Below are 17,507 nucleotides of genomic sequence, written 5' to 3' on the forward strand. Positions count from 1 at the left end.
ATAGTGTCGGCTGCTTTTGACTAGAGAAATATTCAAGTAAGTACTTATATCTATGAAAAAATCACCTTCTTTGTTGCGCTCTTTAGTCTTGTTGACTGCCGTATCCACCTCTGCTGCAACCGTTGCAGCTCCATCTGTCGTTCCTGATGCGCCTCAAATCGCAGCTAAAGGCTATGTATTGATCGACTATAACTCGGGCAAAATTTTGGCCGAGAACAATGCCTACGAACGCCTAAATCCAGCCAGCCTAACCAAAATGATGACCAGCTACGTCATTGGTCAGGAAGTCGAACGCGGCAACATCAGCCTTGAAGATGAAGTCGTGATCAGCAAAAACGCTTGGGCGAAGAACTTCCCAGGCAGCTCGAAAATGTTTATCGAAGTAGGCACAACCGTTTCTGTCGCTGATTTGAACCGCGGTATTATTATTCAATCAGGTAACGATGCGTGTGTGGCAATGGCTGAACACGTGGCGGGTTCCGAGGATTCGTTCGTAGACCTAATGAACGGTTGGGCGAAATCTCTAGGTATGAAAGATACCCATTACGCCAACTCACACGGTCTAGACCATGATGAGTTGTACTCAACACCTTACGACCTAGCGCTTCTGAGCCAAGCACTGATCCGCGATGTGCCAGAAGAGTACCGTATCTACGAAGAAAAATCGTTCACCTACAATGGCATCACCCAATACAACCGTAATGGTTTGCTTTGGGACAAGAGCATGAACGTTGATGGTATTAAAACGGGTCATACCGACAAAGCGGGCTATAACCTAGTCAGCTCTGCCACCGAAGGTAAAATGCGCCTAATCGCGGTTGTGATGGGTACAAACAGTGCCAACGCACGTAAGGCTGAAAGTAAAAAACTGCTTAACTACGGCTTCCGTTTCTTTGAAACCGTTGCTCCACACAAGGCTGACGAAACCTTCGTGACTGAAAAAGTCTGGATGGGTGACACAGACCAAGTGGCGCTAGGCGTAAGTGAAGACACTTATGTAACTTTGCCTCGCGGTAAAGCGAAATCGCTAGAAGCTAGCTTTGTACTTGAGAAAACATTGGAAGCGCCAATCGCCAAAGGTGATGTTGTCGGCAAACTGTTCTATCAAGTTGATGGTGAAGACATCGCTGAATACCCGCTGGTTGCGTTGAACGACGTACAAGAAGGTGGTTTGTTCAGTCGCTTGGTTGACTACATTATCATGTTCTTCAAGAGCTTGTTCTAAGCGCATTCAGCAAGAACGCTAACAATTTTAGAAGGCAGCCATTGGCTGCCTTTTTATTTTGGTTATTCGTCCCCATATAAAAAGAAATCATGGGGTTTTGCATCATCTTGTTTTCTGTTAACAGGACGATTACTATGCTCCACATTCACAAATCGTGATCATAAGCACAAAAGATAGACGCACAGACAGAGCATTTGGCGTCAAGCCTGGAGTAAATAATGCAAGAGCAACCAAAACTAAAAGACCTGCTGGAGTTCCCGTGTAAGTTCACTTACAAAGTCATGGGCTACGCCAAACCAGAACTTACAGATCTGGTTTTGGAAGTTATCCAGCGCCACGCGCCGGGTGATTACACCCCTAGCGTAAAACCAAGTGGCAAAGGCACATACAACGCGGTATCTGTCTCAATCACTGCCACTTCTATTGAACAAGTTGAAATCCTGTACAAAGAACTGGGTGATATCGATATCGTTCGTATGGTTCTGTAATCAAAGCAGCTTCACACAGAATACCCTTACTTTCAGACGGCTGTTAATTCAGCCGTCTGTCATTATAATGGCGTAACTGATACGTTGGTTGTGACATTATCTCAGCCTATTTCTAGCCAAGCAGGTGTACTTTGCAGCAAAACCGCCTCATTATCAGACAACTTGGGTTGCAGCCATACGAACCTATCTTGCATGCTATGCATACGTTTACTGACGAACGCGACAGTGACACATGCGATGAAATTTGGTTGGTTGAGCATGAGCCTGTGTTTACACAAGGCCAAGCGGGCAAAGCAGAACACTTATTGGCAACGGGTGATATTCCTGTTGTACAAAGCGACCGTGGTGGGCAAGTGACATACCATGGTCCCGGTCAGCAAGTGGCATACATACTGATTGACCTAAAACGAAACAAAATGGGCGTGCGCGAGCTTGTAACCCATATCGAGAACATTGTGATCGATTCACTGGCTCACTTTGACATCGAATCAAACGCACGTCCTGATGCGCCAGGCGTCTATGTGAAAGACACAAAAATATGCTCGCTGGGTCTTCGTATCCGTCGAGGGTGTTCTTTCCACGGCCTCGCGCTCAACGTAAACATGGATCTTTCTCCATTCCTGCGTATCAACCCATGTGGTTATGCGGGGATGGCGATGACGCAAACTGTCGATCTTGGTGGCCCAGCCTCGTTGGCTGAGTTAAACCCAGTGTTAGTAGATAAACTGACTTCGCACCTCGGTTACGATCAGGTCGAGTCCCTAACAGAAAGCAATCAATTATGAGCAAACCGATCCAGATGGAACGCGGCGTGAAATACCGCGATGCAGACAAAATGGCGCTCATCCCGGTCAAGAACATGCCGACCGAGAAAAAAGAGATGCTGCGCAAGCCCGAGTGGATGAAGATAAAACTTCCTTCTGACAGCAAACGTATTCAGGAAATTAAGTCTGCATTGCGTAAAAACAATCTGCATTCTGTCTGTGAAGAAGCGTCTTGCCCAAACTTGGCAGAGTGTTTCAACCACGGCACAGCCACGTTCATGATTTTGGGTGCGATTTGTACTCGCCGCTGCCCATTCTGTGACGTTGCCCATGGTCGTCCAAACGCAGCTGATGAAAATGAGCCAGCGAAACTGGCAAAAACCATCAGCGACATGAAGCTGAAATACGTGGTGGTCACCTCCGTTGACCGTGACGATTTACGTGACGGCGGTGCAAAACACTTTGCTGACTGTACCCGTGAAATTCGTGCTTTGAACCCAGAAATCCGTATCGAAACCTTGGTACCTGATTTCCGAGGTCGTATGGATACAGCGCTTGAGTTGCTTAAAGACAACCCGCCTGACGTATTCAACCACAACCTTGAAACTGCGCCGCGTCTTTACCGTAAAGCGCGTCCAGGTGCGAACTACAAATGGTCGCTTGAGCTACTGAAGAAGTTTGGTGAAATGCACCCGAACGTGCCTACCAAATCTGGCGTCATGATGGGCTTAGGTGAAACCAAGGAAGAGATCGTCCAAGTCTTGAAAGATTTGCGCGAGCACGGCGTGACCATGCTGACATTGGGCCAATACCTTGCCCCAAGCCGTCACCACCTTCCGGTAGAACGCTACGTGCCGCCTGAAGAGTTCGACGAGCTACGTGATATCGCGTTGGAGCTAGGCTTCACACACGCAGCATGTGGTCCGTTTGTTCGTTCTTCTTACCATGCAGATCTGCAAGCGCAGGGCGTGGAAATCAAATAAGACGCACACCAATAGACACCCAAAAACGCCGAGGACTGCCTCGGCGTTTTCGTCTCTGCCGCTACCGATTTTTTATACGGATTACGGATTACGGATTACGGATTACGGATTACGGATTACGGATTACGGATTACGGATTACGGATTTCCAATATGGAAACACCACCTTCCCATCATATCAATAGTGGAAAAACCCTTATCCACCGTAAAATAAACCCAAATTAAAGTAGGGTCTTTTCCATGAACAACAACCTATCTGAACTGCAGCAACGTTTTTACGACATCATCAACAACCCAAGTCTTTCACCAAAGCAAAAGAACCAGTTTCTTGCGCTAGAAGCAGAAGCAAGCCTGCCGTACCTGTCAATCACAGACAGCATCGAGCAAGCGATGAAGGACGGTGTGATTTGTGACATGTTCGAAGGCCATGCGCCTTTCAAGCCACGTTACGTGCTGCCAGATTACGCGAAGTTCTTGTTGCAAGGTTCTGAGTACCTGGAACTTGCGCCAGCGGAAAACCTTGATGATGCGCTGAACATGCTAAACATCATCTACCATCACGTTCCATCAGTGACCAACATCCCTGTGTATGTTGGTCAACTTGATGACGTGTTGATGCCGTATGTAGGCACACTGACAGAAGAAGAGATCTACGAGAAGATCAAACGCTTCTGGATCATGCTGGACCGCACCCTGCCTGATGCTTTCATGCACGCGAACATTGGCCCTGCTGACAACATCATCTGTCGTACCATCCTGCGCGTTGATGCTGAACTAAAACAAATCGCGCCAAACCTGACGTTCATGTATGACCCTGCTGTCACGCCTGATGATCTTCTTCGTCACGCCACCAGCAACATCTGTGAATGCAGCAAACCGCACATTGCAAACTACCCAATGCATGCTGGCGCTTACGGTGACAAGCGATTCGGCATTGTGAGCTGCTACAACTCACTGCCATTGGCTGGCGGTTCAAACACCCTAGTGCGTATGAACCTAAAAGAAGCGGCAAGCAAAGCAACCAACAGCGACGACTTCATCAACCATGTTCTGCCAACCTACAGCAAACTGATGGTTGAACTGATGGATGTACGCAGCACGTACCTGCATGAATCATCAAACTTCTTCACCAACTTCCTTGCGACTGAAGGACTGATTGAAGAAAGCCGATTTGCGCCAATGTTCGGTATCTACGGCATGGCTGAGGCTGTAAATACCTTGTTCGAAAAAGACGGCAAGCAAGGCAAGTACGGTCACGACATCAGCGCTAACGAATTGGGCCACGCAATTTCCGCGAAACTGGCGGCTTTGGTTGACGAAAACCCAGTCAAACATGGTTACAACGGTAAAGCACTTTTGCACGCACAAGGCGGTATCAGCCTCGATTTGGACGCAACCCCTGGCGTGCGTATTCCTTATGGTACTGAACCAGACCCTGTGACTTACGTGCATGCAACAGCAGGTCACCATAAGCACTACACCTCAGGTATCAGCGACATTCTGACGATTGATGAGACGGTAAAATCAAACCCAGAAGCGATGTTCAACCTGTGTAAAGGCGCAATCAATCTGGGTTACCGTGAGTTCACCGCGAACGTTGCATCAAACGATTTGGTTCGTGTCACGGGTTATATGATCAAGCTGTCTGATATCGCGAAGTTTGATGACGAAGGTTCACGCAAAAACACCACGTGGCTGGGTGCAGAAGCATCGAAAAACACGGGGATTTTGAACCGTGCGCCACGCGTCGTGAGCTTTGAATCAACGCCAGTTTACAAATAACCACGGTTAATCCGGAAAGAGACCAAGAGAATGTCAGTGAAGCCAACGCAAAACGAAGCACTGGTCAGTCGTATTCTGACATTCTCTTGTGTTGATGGGCCGGGTAACCGTTTGGTGGTGTTTTTGCAAGGATGCAATTTCGATTGCATCACGTGCCATAACCCTCACACCATCAATCACTGCACCCATTGCGGTGATTGTGTGAAAAGCTGTCCAAGCGATGCCCTGTCCATTGCCTCACAACAAAACGGCACACAACGCGTTGTTTGGCACGCTGATAAGTGTACCCACTGCGATCTTTGCATCGATGTTTGCCCTGATAAATCCAACCCGAAAATCGTAAGCTACAGCGTTGATGACATGCTCGCGTTGATCCGCCAACACCACTTTTTCCTCAATGGCATCACCATTTCAGGTGGTGAAGCAACACTGCAACTGCCTTTCATTATCGCGCTATTCAAAGCGGTGAAATCCGATCCTGATCTTGCACACCTTACCTGCTATATCGACAGTAACGGTTCGCTATCACGAACGGGCTGGGAGCGCGTTTCCCCCTACCTTGATGGTGCCATGATCGATCTCAAAGCATGGCAATCAGACACGCATTTGTGGCTCGTCGGTCGAGATAAGCATCGCGTTATCGACACCATCGATTACTTGGCTACGCAGAATAAACTGCATGAAGTGCGTTTGCTGCATATACCGGGGAAAAGCGATTTGGATACCGAAGTCGATGCGGTAGGCGATTACCTCAACACCCTGCCTAAAGAGGTAAAGATCCGCCTCAACGCGTTTCAACATCACGGTGTGATTGGTGAAGCGTTAACGTGGGAAAAATGCAGTGAAACCGAGATGAACCGCTTTCATGATTTACTGTTTTCGAAGATCAATCGCCCCATGCAATTACCGACGATTTACACCTAACTCTTTGCCGTGTCGCCAACCAGTTGATCATGCAGCCAGCGGCACGCTGGGTTGTTCAAACTCACGGTATTCCACACCAAGCTATACGCCACTTGTCCGTAATCAAACGGTAAGGGTTTTGCCACCAGCCCTTTTCCTTGTAGCGCCGTTTCAGCCCAACGCTTCGAGCACGTAAACAAATACGGCGAGTGCTGACACATTAATGCCGCCGAACCGAAATCCGCCACCATGGTCGCAATGTTTCTTGCACCATGGCGCTGCGTGAGTGTCTGCTCAAAGTAAGGTTCCGCCAAGTCTTTGTCGATCACACGAATATGCCGATAACTCAAGTATTTCTCTATCGTCAGCTCACCCTTGGCAAGAGGATGATGGTGATTCATCAAGCAGACCATTTCATCATTCAGAATCGCTTTCCACACCAAGTTCTTACTGTGTGTCGGTGGCTGGCTGATATCATGAGGCAGCAGCAGAAAATCGATCTTCCCGCTCAGTAATGCCTCAAAACTGAATTGTTCTTTGGTGGAGATCACTAACTGAGCATGGTCACTCAACTGCTGAGAAATGTTCCCAAGCTGAGGGGCGAAAAGCTCGAACGTACTTTCACGCATCGACAAGGAAAGCGTACCCGTAAACGTCTCTGGCGCAAACTCGCCTTGTTGAAATATACCGTTAATGTTCGACAGCACATTGTGGATAGCTGGGCCAATGCTCAAGGCATATTGCGTAGGGGCGAGTTGATTACCTGTGCGGAAGAAAAGCTCATCGTTCAGCTGTGTTTTAAGCTGCGCCAATGCCTTGCTCACGCTTGATGGCGTGACACACAATATATTGGCTGTCGCCGTCACGCTATGCGTCATCAAGAGCACATGCATCACGGTTAAGTGTTTAACGCTAATACGGGAAAGAGTCGCGTAATCCATCGAAGGTCATCATCATTTAAACAATCACGGCATAGCGTAGCGCTAAACCTTCCCTAGAGGTAGAGATATGCCTAAGTAACGTGGGGATATACAAGCGCCAGACACAAAAAAGGCGCTGAATCAGCGCCTTTTACTTCGATAATCCACTTCCCGGTTATGGGCGAGACAGGTAATCCGCTTTACCCACCCATTTGTAGGTTGTCAGCTCCTCTAAGCCCATAGGGCCACGAGCATGAAGCTTCTGAGTAGACACAGCAACTTCTGCGCCTAAACCGAACTGAGCGCCGTCTGTGAAGCGTGTAGAGGCATTCACATAAACAGCAGCAGAGCCTGCGCCATTGATGAAAGCTTCGGTTGCCATCAAATCGTTGGTCAAGATCGCATCTGAGTGACTCGCATTGTGCTCACGCATGTGGGCAAGTGCACCATGAACATCAGCAACCAATGCCACACCTAGCGTGTAGCTCAGCCATTCCGTGTCGAAATCACCCTCGCCCGCTTCTTGCAGATCCGCCACACCATTCAGTAATGGCAGCGCCGCTTTCTCAGCAACAACCTTCAATTTGTTGTCGTTAAGCAGTGGCGTCAGTTTTTCAAACAATGCAGCCGCAATGTCTTTGTTCACTAGCAAAGTATCCAGCGCATTACACGCTGAAGGGCGCTGTGCTTTCGCGTTGATGATCAAATCCAAAGCGCGATCGAGATCCGCGGTTTTATCCACGTACATGTGACTAATGCCAAAGCCACCGATGATCACTGGGATGGTGCTGTTCTCTTTACACATCTTGTGCAAGCCCGCACCACCACGAGGAATAATCATGTCCACGTAATCGTCAAGACGAAGCAGTTCGCCTACCAGTTCACGATCCGGTTTTTCAATGTACTGAACAGACGAAGCAGGCAAGTTGGCTTTTTCAAGCGCGGTTTGAATGACCTTCACCAACTCAACATTTGAGTGGAAGGTTTCACGGCCACCACGAAGAATGCTCGCATTGCCGGTTTTCAGGCACAGAGACGCGATATCAATCGTCACGTTAGGTCGTGCTTCATAAATCACACCAATAACGCCGATGGGTTCACGACGGCGACTCAACGTCATGCCGTTTTCCAGCACTTTACAATCCATTTCACTGCCGACGGGGTCAGACAGAGAAATGACATTACGCACGTCAGCGGCAATGCCTGCCAAACGTGATTCGTTGAGTAATAAACGATCAAGCATGGCGTCGGGCAAACCTGCCTCTCTGCCCGCATCAATGTCTTTTGCGTTAGCCGCTAGAATCGCAGCCGCGTTCGCCTCGAGTTCATCAGCGATCACTGCCAGCGCGTGGTTCTTTTGCGCTGTTGGTGCCGTTGCCAATGCATATGCAGCATCTTTTGCCGCACGTCCCATGCTCTGTAAACTGGTGGTTTGCAGACTCATTTTCGCCTCTATTGCTTCGTCCTTTTCGACTGCGGAACACCCGCAATCGGATTAATCGGTTACGACCAAATCATCGCAATGAATCGCGACAGGTCCATGTGCGTAACCCAGAATATCTTGAATGTCTTGGCTGTGTCGACCCGCGATCGCACTCAGGTCTTTGCTTGAATAACGACAAATACCGCGAGCGAGCTGCTTACCGTGCTGATCGCATATGCGCGCAACGGCACCGCGATCAAACGATCCTTTCACTGACACGATGCCTTTTGATAGCAAGCTGCTATGACGTTTCACAACAGCAGACGCTGCACCTGCATCAATAATGATGTCGCCTGCCGGCGGAGGACCTGCCAGAATCCAGCGCTTACGGCTTTCTAGTGGTGACTCAAGCGGCAGGAAGCGAGTACCCGCAGGTTGTCCGCTCACAACATGTTGAATCACTTCAGGGCGGCTACCCGCAGCAATGGTGACTTCAATGCCAGCACGACGCGCCACGTCAGCGGCTTGCAACTTGGTCGCCATGCCACCTGTGCCTAATCCACTCACACTGCCACCAGCAAGCTGGTGCAGGGTTTCATCAATGGTGTGCACTTCACGAATAAGCTCTGCATCTGGGTTTGAGCGCGGATCAGCGGTAAACAATCCCGGCTGATCGGTCAAAAGAAGCAGTTTGTCTGCTTCGGCTAAAATAGCCACCAACGCAGAAAGGTTGTCATTGTCACCCACTTTAATTTCAGCGGTCGCAACAGCATCGTTTTCGTTCACAACGGGCACTATGTTGTTGTCGAGCAAAGCTTGCAGCATATCTCGCGCATTCAAGTAACGCTCACGATCATCAAGGTCAGCGCGGGTTAACAGCATCTGACCGATGTTGATGCCATAAATACCAAAGAGGCTTTCCCACTCTTGGATCAAACGGCTTTGACCAACGGCAGCCAGCATTTGCTTGTTAGCGATAGTATTGGGCAGGTTGGGATGGTTGAGATGCTGTCTTCCAGCGGCAATAGCACCAGAAGTTACAACGATGACTTGGTGACCCTGTCGAATAAGCATGGCGCACTGACGCACCAGCTCAACAAGGTGAGCGCGATCGATTTTGTTTGAGCCACCAGTGAGCACACTGGTTCCCAATTTTACTACGACAGTCTGGCGATCTTGTTTATCGCCAGATTCAGAAATGAAAGATGAAACGTTTTCTTGGCCTGACATGACATTGACAACATAAAAGCGAATATGCCCTTCTTTTATCAATCCCAGACCAAGATAACAAGTAAATATACCCAAGCAACTTGAAAATACTGGAATTCAGGTTGGTTGGGTACAAATCAATGGTGGTGCGGCAAACGGTAAACCGAGTGACTAGGCAGCAGTACCTAACTTCGGTTTTTTTAGCGACGGCAACGCAGTGATTTCTAACGCCAAATCGCCTTCAACAAACCCTGCAATCTTTTGATAAAAGGTATCAAGAGAGGCTTTCACTTCCTTTACACACTTATTCGGGACATTCTCTTCTAGCCATTCACCCTCAGTGTTGAATTTACCGAACGTATAAGCGTACTCAAAGCCCCCTTCTTTTGGTGTTAGCTTCATCCACCATCCCCAAAACTCACGACTTTCAGGTGGTTTCTTTGCGTTCACACACGCAGAAAGGCAATCAAAGAAGTACCCTTCTTCTGAGGATTTTTTTTGTCTCAGATAAGGACCCAGTTGAGCAAACTTCGTCAACAACCTCCCGTGAGATATATTTTTCGTTTCTTCAGTCATAGCAAGCTCCCTTAAGACGAACGTCGATCTCATTATTATCAGTAGAGTGTTTGCGAGAACACAGAGGTTAGCGACTAAGCCATTCCTTGCTCTGCATAAGGCTCGTTCACGCATGGGAAATGCGTTAACAGCAAACACCCATTTATATAACACGCATCTGGTTAAAATTCGTCCTCACAGGGAGCGCTTTCCTTAATATGTCTTCATCCCAAGACAGTTAAAAAGATCTCGATCACAGTGTTTTGTTGAACCAGTCAATAGCTTCAAGCATTATTCTGTGATATCCGTCATGAATAGGTTTACTTGGCAAGGTTTTCGCTTTGCCTCCATAGCTGTATAGCGCAGCTAGTTGATTATCAGAATCTGGACATACGGGATCACCGTCAAGGCCAATAGCTAGGATCGGAACCTTCGTCTTCCTACCGTTGAGTAGCCCTTGATGTCTAAGCGACAGCGCTTGCAACTGAGTCAAAAGCGTCGACGATGCTTGGCTCTTACCCATTCGAGACGCGATGGTGTCTAAGTGCATTGGTGGGATATTGTTACGACGATTTACGTCCGTCAGCATGGCATGAAGAATGCCTCCAACAGACACACAAGACTTAATACGATTTTGTTCAACAAACGCCATTCTTACCGCAGCATTCGCACCAAAACGGACACCAAAACAACCAACGCGATGATGATCAACCCAAGGTACGGATTCGAGTTCATGCAACATAGCTTGGTGTAAACGACTGCTATCTTCTGTGAGGTTCCAGTGACTGCTTCTGCCAACTGAAGGCATATCCAGAGTCAACATGGCAATGTTGGCTGGTGCAAAATAGGTTTCAAAGAGATGCAACAGATCCGTTTGCAAACCGTCCATGCCACCACTAACAATCACAGTAGGTAGCGGCTCATTGGTATGTGGCAGATACAGAAAACCTTCTAGGGGTTTACCATCTACCTTGGTGACTATGTTTTTGATTTTGAGGCTCGATGTTTCCATCGCTGCGTGAAATGCTTTGTTAGCCAGAATTTCAGTTTGTTGAGAAAGCGGATCCCCTTTCAAGTGAGGGTAACCTGCAATACTGAAGCAAGCCGAGGCACGTCCCCACTCTGCAGTTGCTCCTGCTTTATCGCCTTGCTCATCTTTTTCCTGCGCCCATTTTTGGTGTTTCATACCACACTGGGCCCATTCGTAAGACCAATTGCCCTGACGATAACCGACGACAGTATCAAGTAACTTTTCGTTGCTTCTGTCATTGTCTGAAGCAGCAATGCGTGCCAGCGTTTCTTCCATTTCTATCGGATCAACGCCTTGCCATATCCACTGAGGGCGGCGCAAAACACGGTACCAACTGTTGTCACTTTGGCCGTCTAAGACACTTTCAACATCTTTAGGTGGCTTGTTGGCTGTGCCTACAATGGTGGATGTTTCTTTGGCATGTTTGGTGGGTTTAAAGAGTTTGACTGATAAGTTCTCTGACTCTGTCTCTCTCACGGCATCTCTCCGGCGCATTCATTTCAACGACCTCTAGTGTAAACGATGGCTTAGAGAAAACCATGCTCTCTCAAAGCCAAGCAGCATCTGTGAGCTCATTCACTGACATAAGGCAAAAAAAAAGCCCCTTTCGGGGCTTTCTATCGATAATTTTTCTTAGCGCTTTGCTACAGGCTCAACGAACGTCACAGCCATATCCCAAGGCTGTTCAATCCAACAGTCTTGCGCAATATCAACAACGTAGTCATCAACAAGGTGTTTGCCCGCAGGTTTCGCACATACGGTGACAAATTTCGCTTTCGGATACATTTCACGGATCACTTCTGCAGTGCCGCCAGTATCAACCAAATCGTCAACCACGATGAAACCTTCACCGTCACCTTCAGCTTTTTTGATAACACGCATATCACGCTGATGATCATGGTCATAGCTAGAAATGCACACTGTATCAACGTGACGGATGCCTAGCTCACGAGCAAGAATCGCAGCAGGTACAAGACCTCCACGGCTTACTGCAATAATCCCAGTCCATTGTTCTACAGGTAACAATTTTTCAGCCAGTTGGCGGGTATACATTTGCATGTTGTCCCACGTGATAACAAACTTGTTGCTCATTTTAAAAAACCTCAGTGGCGACGGTCGCCATTTAACTCACAGATTCAATTGCGGCGTATTGTGTCTTACATAACAAATTTCAGCAAGAACAGCGCAGCCAGAACCCAAATACTAATAGGTACGTCACGTCCTTTACCGCTAAACGCTTTGATTGCGCAGTAAGAGATAAAGCCCAAACCAATGCCATGTGCAATAGAGTAGGTCAATGGCATCAGCAAACATACGACAACAACTGGTGCAGCTTCAGTCAGATCACGCCAGTTTACGCTCACCAGACCTGACATCATCAAAATCGCAACGTAGAACAGTGCGCCTGCGGTAGCGTAAGCCGGAACCATGCCAGCCAGTGGGGCGAAGAACAATGCCAGCAAGAACATACCACCAACCACAACCGCGGTCAGACCGGTACGACCGCCCGCAGCAACACCTGATACACTTTCAATGTAAGAGGTTGTGTTTGATGTACCCAGAACGGCACCCACAGTCGTTGCTGTACTGTCCGCCAATAGTGCACGGTTCAAACGTGGCAGCTTTCCATCTTTGTCCATCAGATCTGCTTTTTGCGCCACACCCACCAAGGTGCCCGCAGTATCAAACAAATCAACAAACAAGAAGGCGAAAACAACAGAAATCATTGCAACATCAAATGCGCCAGATAAATCCATTTGCATAAAGGTTGGAGCAAGACTTGGCGGCGCCGACATAATGCCGCCGTATTGCACGTTACCTGTTCCGACCGCAATCGCAGTAACAATAAGGATGGCAATCATCACCGCGCCTTTAATACCGCGATTAACCAAACCGATGGTTAGGAAGAAGCCTAGTGCAGCCATCGCAGGGGCAAAAGAAGATAAATCCCCCATTGAAACCAATGTCGCTGGATGCGCAACCACGATGCCGGAGTTTTGCAGCGCAATCAGCGCCAAAAACATACCGATACCTGCAGAGATGCCTGTTCGAAGAGAAAGTGGGATAGAGTGAATGATCAACTCTCGAACTTTAAATAGACTCAGTGCGATAAAGCACAAACCCGACAGGAACACCGCACCCAAAGCAACTTGCCACGAGTAACCCATCTGGAATACGACAGTGTAGGTAAAGAAGGCATTAAGGCCCATACCAGGTGCTTGTGCAACAGGGTAATTGGCAACTAATCCCATCACAAAACAACCGATAGCCGCTGCCAAACATGTGGCAACAAACACAGCACCACGATCCATGCCTGTTTCAGACAAAATCGCAGGGTTAACAAAGATGATGTAAGCCATTGTCAGGAAGGTGGTAACCCCAGCAATAACTTCGGTGCGTATATCAGTACCTTGCTCTTTTAATTTAAAAAGACGCTCAAGCATGGCTTTCGTTCCTTGGAAAGTATGTGTCTGAAAATATTACGCAAACGTTTGGCTAAACGTTTGCGTCTGAATTTGACGCGAATATTACTCGCCACTTCACGAAATTTCCAGTGTGAATTACATCACTTACTGGTCAATCGGTGGCAGATTAAACGACTTATCGCCATCCTGACGACATTGCCTGTTTAAGACACAAATTCTAGAGTGATTTATTGATTAATAAACGAACAACAGCCAAAGCTGTGATCAACGTTGTCTGCTTCATCAATAGACTGAGAGGCACTGCAAGAGACGAAAATTGAGATAAAAAAAACGCCACTAAAAGTGGCGCCAGATCAAAAATCAAATTCCAAATCGGAACGAAAATATCTGTTAGAGCGGGGTAATGTATGTATCAAGCAAGGAAATTGGTTACTTGCTTTTGTATCCGAACGTCGCCGGATAACGAAAATTGGCGGTGTATACGGAACCACGGTTCCAGTATTGGCTAGCAGAACTGCCTTTCATAGGTCGTACCTCAAAATAATTCGATAGGAATAAATGCAGCTTTAATAAAGCTCGGTTCCGTGGAGACGAATGATTTCGGGTTTATCCATAAACAAATGAAGCGCACAGCTATGTCTTTGGGCTCACTGCCCATCCAGAAGACGGCGAGATAATAACCTATGCGTTATTTTATTACAAACAAAAAGAGACCTAAATCACAATAATACTTAAATAATCCCTATTATGTAATAAAGTTACACATTCACGCCAAGTTATTGCACTGAGATAAAGGCATACGCATGGCAAAGTAAGCACCATTGCATGCATTGCCTCTTGAGCGACGCATTCACTGACTCCGCTATATTTGCATCGCATTAACAGTCATGAATAGCGCCATATGCGGAGTGACAGCTCAAGATGTAGGCTCTTAGGCCTATCAGCAGCGATATGCTTTTAACAAGGCATACTTTTCCGTTACAAATTCTGTTAGGTTAATTGCTTGCAGCACTGCTGCCTTTTTCATTCCATGTTTTCTGGAGATAGCCTGTGTCAGAAATTAGTCAATTGTCGCCACAACATGTGTGGCAGTTTTTCGACAAAATTTGCTCTATTCCTCACCCTTCAAAGCACGAAGATCAACTCGCTCAGTTCATTGTTGATTGGGCAACAGCTGAGGGGCTGTCGGTTAAACGCGACGACATAGGCAATGTCATCATCAAAAAGCCAGCCACATCAGGCATGGAAAACCGTAAAGGTGTCGTTCTACAAGCACATATAGATATGGTGCCGCAAAAGAACGAAAACACGGATCACGATTTCACTGTCGATCCTATCCGCCCTTATATCGATGGTGAATGGGTTACTGCGGATGGTACTACGCTAGGCGCTGACAATGGCATGGGAATGGCAACCTGTCTTGCTGTCCTTGCCGCGACAGACATCGAGCACGGTCCGCTTGAAGTCCTGTTAACCATTGATGAAGAAGCAGGTATGACGGGTGCTTTTGGGCTAAAAGAGGGTTGGTTAGACGGAGAAATCTTGCTAAACACAGATTCTGAGCAAGAAGGCGAAATCTACATGGGTTGTGCGGGCGGTGTGGACACTGCCATCGACTTCACGCTCGAGCGAGAAACACTAGGCGAAGGCTATGTCGGTAAGACTCTTCAAATCAAAGGCTTAAAAGGCGGACACTCAGGTGTTGATATTCATACCGGTCGCGCCAATGCCAACAAACTTCTCGGTCGCTTTCTTGCTGGGCACGCCGAAGAATTAGGTCTGCGTCTCCTATCTATTCGCGGTGGTACGCTTCGCAACGCAATTCCACGCGAAGCATTTGCTAACTTGGCCGTACCTACTGAGAACACGGATAAACTGGCTGCATTGTTTTCGCATTTTGAAGCCTTGCTCCAACAAGAATTGGGCGCCGTGGAAACGTCGATTGCTCTTGCAGTACTGGATCTCAACATTGAAGAACAAGCACTAACCTCTGACGTGCAAAATCGCATCATTGCTACCATCAACGCTTGTCCCAATGGCGTGATCCGCATGAGTGATGATATAAAAGGGGTGGTAGAAACGTCATTGAACCTCGGTGTCATCACCACCGAAGAAAACACCATGACGCTCTTGTGCCTGATCCGTTCGTTAGATGACAGTGGGCGAAGCTATGTAGAGAGCATGCTGCGCTCATTGAGCGCACTAGCTGGTTCAGAGGTGACATTCTCAGGTGCTTACCCTGGCTGGAAGCCAAACCCAGATTCAGAAATTATGCATGTATTCCGTGATACCTATAAAGATATCTACGGTCGCGTACCCGATATTATGGTGATTCATGCAGGGTTAGAGTGTGGTTTGTTTAAAGAGCCCTACCCTAACATGGACATGATCTCTTTCGGTCCAACCATCAAATTCCCTCACTCCCCTGATGAGAAAGTGAATATCGCGACAGTTGGTCTGTTCTGGGAGCAGATGATTGCGATGCTAAAAGCCATCCCTGTTAAGGCATAAAGGCCAAAGCGAAACCAACAAGAAAATAAATGGGCGCGAATATCGCGCCCATATACCTGCCAAACAAGTCTCGCTACCAATCAAAACTTAGTTGCGTTGCCTTGCTACTATCAACGGTTAACAGCCCGACGGTAAGGCCAATCAGTCGAACACCTCGTCCATTTTTTCGTGACAATGCTTCAATCATTAGCTCCGAAAATGCGCTTTCATCGTAGCGCCACTGCTTATGTTCGACCGTGGTTTGTTGAAAGTCAGAGAACTTCAGCTTAACGCCCTGACGAGCGATCAATAAATCAGGACACACACGTTTCAAACGCGTTTCCATTTCCTCATAAAGCGATTTCATGACGGCTAAGCATTCTTCTTCAGTCTGAATATCTTCTGGTAAGGTACGCTCAACCCCAACCGATTTACGCACGCGGTCTGTTTCAACGTCACGATCATCAATACCTTGGCAGCGGTTCCACAAAGCATGTCCGAACTTACCAAACCGCTGAAGCAGCATATTGCGATCGCACTGCTGTACGTCCTCACCCTTGAATAGACCAAGCTCATGCAGTTTCGACAAGGTCACTTTACCCACGCCCGGGATCTTCTCTAACGGAAGCACTTTTACAAAAGCATCTACTTCACTAGGTGTCACAACATACAAGCCATCGGGTTTATTCAGATCGGACGCCACCTTAGCGACAAACTTAACCGGGGCAACGCCCGCAGAAGCGGTTAATCCCAATTCATTTTTGATCGACTGGCGGATATCTTCAGCAATTAAGGTGGCTGAACCTTTAAAAAGTAAGCATTCACTAACATCAAGATAGGCCTCATCAAGAGATAGCGGTTCTATCTTGTCAGTGTATCGGGAAAAAATGGCGCGTATCTGTACCGAGACGGCCTTATATTTGTTCATATCACCACGAACAACCGTCAAGTTTGGGCAGAGTTTAAGAGCATGGGCGGTTGCCATCGCCGAGCGCACGCCATATTGGCGAGCCATGTAATTACAGGTGGAAATAACGCCGCGGCGTTTTTCTGAGCCGCCAATCGCTAGCGCAATATTTCGCAGTTCCGGGTTGTCCCGCATCTCTACTGCCGCATAAAAACAATCCATGTCTACGTGGATAATTTTTCTCATTTCATACTTAAATGTGCCCGCACCACTGTTTATAAAAACAGTATTTCCATATCAAGTCAATCACTCTACGTATTCTTGTATCTCGGCTATTATTAACACTTGAACAACAAACTACTCAATAGACACATTAACGAGACATGAGAAGGGGAATATACTC

General features: G+C 47.6%; 15 protein-coding genes. 7 read left to right on the plus strand and 8 right to left on the minus strand.

Translation table 11 applies throughout. From position 1 onward, the window contains the following. Window positions 1-52: 52 nt before the first annotated feature. From L4D06_RS14100 to L4D06_RS14125, 6 genes are all read left to right on the plus strand, one after another. On the plus strand, window positions 53-1,225 hold the full coding sequence (locus L4D06_RS14100) for a serine hydrolase (protein ID WP_429740068.1): 1,173 nt from the start codon (window positions 53-55) through the stop codon (window positions 1,223-1,225). Between the two features lie 218 nt (window positions 1,226-1,443). Next, window positions 1,444-1,713: a DUF493 family protein YbeD gene (gene ybeD, locus L4D06_RS14105; RefSeq protein ID WP_028023650.1), complete on the plus strand. Its 270-nt coding sequence runs from the start codon at window positions 1,444-1,446 to the stop codon at window positions 1,711-1,713. 131 nt (window positions 1,714-1,844) lie between these two features. After that, window positions 1,845-2,498: a lipoyl(octanoyl) transferase LipB gene (lipB, locus tag L4D06_RS14110; RefSeq protein ID WP_274163546.1), complete on the plus strand. Its 654-nt coding sequence runs from the start codon at window positions 1,845-1,847 to the stop codon at window positions 2,496-2,498. Continuing rightward, window positions 2,495-3,460 (plus strand): lipoyl synthase, encoded by a 966-nt coding sequence (gene lipA / locus L4D06_RS14115; protein WP_274163547.1) that lies wholly within the window; start codon window positions 2,495-2,497, stop codon window positions 3,458-3,460. Before lipB ends, lipA begins: the two co-directional genes overlap by 4 nt. 239 nt (window positions 3,461-3,699) lie before the next feature. Next, window positions 3,700-5,241: a YjjI family glycine radical enzyme gene (locus tag L4D06_RS14120; RefSeq protein ID WP_429740069.1), complete on the plus strand. Its 1,542-nt coding sequence runs from the start codon at window positions 3,700-3,702 to the stop codon at window positions 5,239-5,241. A gap of 30 nt (window positions 5,242-5,271) precedes the next feature. Next, window positions 5,272-6,165, plus strand: a complete 894-nt coding sequence (locus tag L4D06_RS14125; protein WP_429740070.1) for a YjjW family glycine radical enzyme activase — start codon at window positions 5,272-5,274, stop codon at window positions 6,163-6,165. Here L4D06_RS14125 and L4D06_RS14130 read toward each other — a convergent pair. From L4D06_RS14130 to L4D06_RS14160, 7 genes are all read right to left on the minus strand, one after another. Next, window positions 6,162-7,085 (minus strand): LysR family transcriptional regulator, encoded by a 924-nt coding sequence (locus tag L4D06_RS14130; protein ID WP_429740072.1) that lies wholly within the window; start codon window positions 7,083-7,085, stop codon window positions 6,162-6,164. The two genes, L4D06_RS14125 and L4D06_RS14130, sit on opposite strands and share 4 nt — an antisense overlap. A gap of 154 nt (window positions 7,086-7,239) precedes the next feature. After that, the gene (locus tag L4D06_RS14135; RefSeq protein WP_429740074.1) at window positions 7,240-8,508 is read right to left on the minus strand and encodes a glutamate-5-semialdehyde dehydrogenase; all 1,269 of its coding nucleotides are present in this window, start codon (window positions 8,506-8,508) and stop codon (window positions 7,240-7,242) included. A 51-nt stretch (window positions 8,509-8,559) separates the two neighbouring features. Next, complete coding sequence (gene proB, locus L4D06_RS14140; RefSeq protein ID WP_429740077.1) at window positions 8,560-9,717, minus strand: glutamate 5-kinase; 1,158 nt, start codon at window positions 9,715-9,717, stop codon at window positions 8,560-8,562. A gap of 150 nt (window positions 9,718-9,867) precedes the next feature. Then, window positions 9,868-10,272 carry a sigma factor-binding protein Crl gene (crl, locus tag L4D06_RS14145; protein WP_274163553.1) on the minus strand — a complete coding sequence of 135 codons (405 nt, stop codon included), beginning with the start codon at window positions 10,270-10,272 and terminating at the stop codon, window positions 9,868-9,870. 232 nt (window positions 10,273-10,504) lie between these two features. Then, complete coding sequence (gene frsA / locus L4D06_RS14150) at window positions 10,505-11,758, minus strand: esterase FrsA (protein WP_429740079.1); 1,254 nt, start codon at window positions 11,756-11,758, stop codon at window positions 10,505-10,507. A gap of 156 nt (window positions 11,759-11,914) precedes the next feature. Next, window positions 11,915-12,373 (minus strand): xanthine phosphoribosyltransferase, encoded by a 459-nt coding sequence (gene gpt, locus L4D06_RS14155; protein ID WP_274163555.1) that lies wholly within the window; start codon window positions 12,371-12,373, stop codon window positions 11,915-11,917. A gap of 65 nt (window positions 12,374-12,438) precedes the next feature. Continuing rightward, window positions 12,439-13,725, minus strand: coding sequence for an NCS2 family permease (locus L4D06_RS14160; RefSeq protein ID WP_274163556.1), 1,287 nt, complete (start codon window positions 13,723-13,725; stop codon window positions 12,439-12,441). Window positions 13,726-14,757: 1,032 nt separating this feature from the next. On the opposite strand from L4D06_RS14160, the gene L4D06_RS14165 reads away from it, so the two are divergent. Beyond that, the gene (locus L4D06_RS14165; protein WP_429740082.1) at window positions 14,758-16,218 is read left to right on the plus strand and encodes an aminoacyl-histidine dipeptidase; all 1,461 of its coding nucleotides are present in this window, start codon (window positions 14,758-14,760) and stop codon (window positions 16,216-16,218) included. A gap of 73 nt (window positions 16,219-16,291) precedes the next feature. On the opposite strand, the gene dinB is transcribed toward L4D06_RS14165, so the two are convergent. Continuing rightward, window positions 16,292-17,350 (minus strand): DNA polymerase IV, encoded by a 1,059-nt coding sequence (dinB, locus tag L4D06_RS14170; protein WP_274163696.1) that lies wholly within the window; start codon window positions 17,348-17,350, stop codon window positions 16,292-16,294. Between the last annotated feature and the right edge of the window lie 157 nt (window positions 17,351-17,507).

It is taken from the genome of Enterovibrio makurazakiensis, from assembly GCF_050336585.1.
Classification (GTDB): Bacteria; Pseudomonadota; Gammaproteobacteria; order Enterobacterales; family Vibrionaceae; genus Enterovibrio; species Enterovibrio gelatinilyticus.

What these genes read in the sequence shown, in the direction of transcription:
- L4D06_RS14100 (WP_429740068.1), top strand. Translation starts at nt 53, where the DNA reads ATGAAAAAATCACCTTCTTTGTTGCGCTCTTTAGTCTTGTTGACTGCC.
- ybeD (WP_028023650.1), top strand. Translation starts at nt 1,444, where the DNA reads ATGCAAGAGCAACCAAAACTAAAAGACCTGCTGGAGTTCCCGTGTAAG.
- lipA (WP_274163547.1), top strand. Translation starts at nt 2,495, where the DNA reads ATGAGCAAACCGATCCAGATGGAACGCGGCGTGAAATACCGCGATGCA.
- L4D06_RS14120 (WP_429740069.1), top strand. Translation starts at nt 3,700, where the DNA reads ATGAACAACAACCTATCTGAACTGCAGCAACGTTTTTACGACATCATC.
- L4D06_RS14125 (WP_429740070.1), top strand. Translation starts at nt 5,272, where the DNA reads ATGTCAGTGAAGCCAACGCAAAACGAAGCACTGGTCAGTCGTATTCTG.
- L4D06_RS14130 (WP_429740072.1), bottom strand. Translation starts at nt 7,085, where the DNA reads ATGGATTACGCGACTCTTTCCCGTATTAGCGTTAAACACTTAACCGTG.
- L4D06_RS14135 (WP_429740074.1), bottom strand. Translation starts at nt 8,508, where the DNA reads ATGAGTCTGCAAACCACCAGTTTACAGAGCATGGGACGTGCGGCAAAA.
- proB (WP_429740077.1), bottom strand. Translation starts at nt 9,717, where the DNA reads ATGTCAGGCCAAGAAAACGTTTCATCTTTCATTTCTGAATCTGGCGAT.
- crl (WP_274163553.1), bottom strand. Translation starts at nt 10,272, where the DNA reads ATGACTGAAGAAACGAAAAATATATCTCACGGGAGGTTGTTGACGAAG.
- gpt (WP_274163555.1), bottom strand. Translation starts at nt 12,373, where the DNA reads ATGAGCAACAAGTTTGTTATCACGTGGGACAACATGCAAATGTATACC.
- L4D06_RS14160 (WP_274163556.1), bottom strand. Translation starts at nt 13,725, where the DNA reads ATGCTTGAGCGTCTTTTTAAATTAAAAGAGCAAGGTACTGATATACGC.
- dinB (WP_274163696.1), bottom strand. Translation starts at nt 17,350, where the DNA reads ATGAGAAAAATTATCCACGTAGACATGGATTGTTTTTATGCGGCAGTA.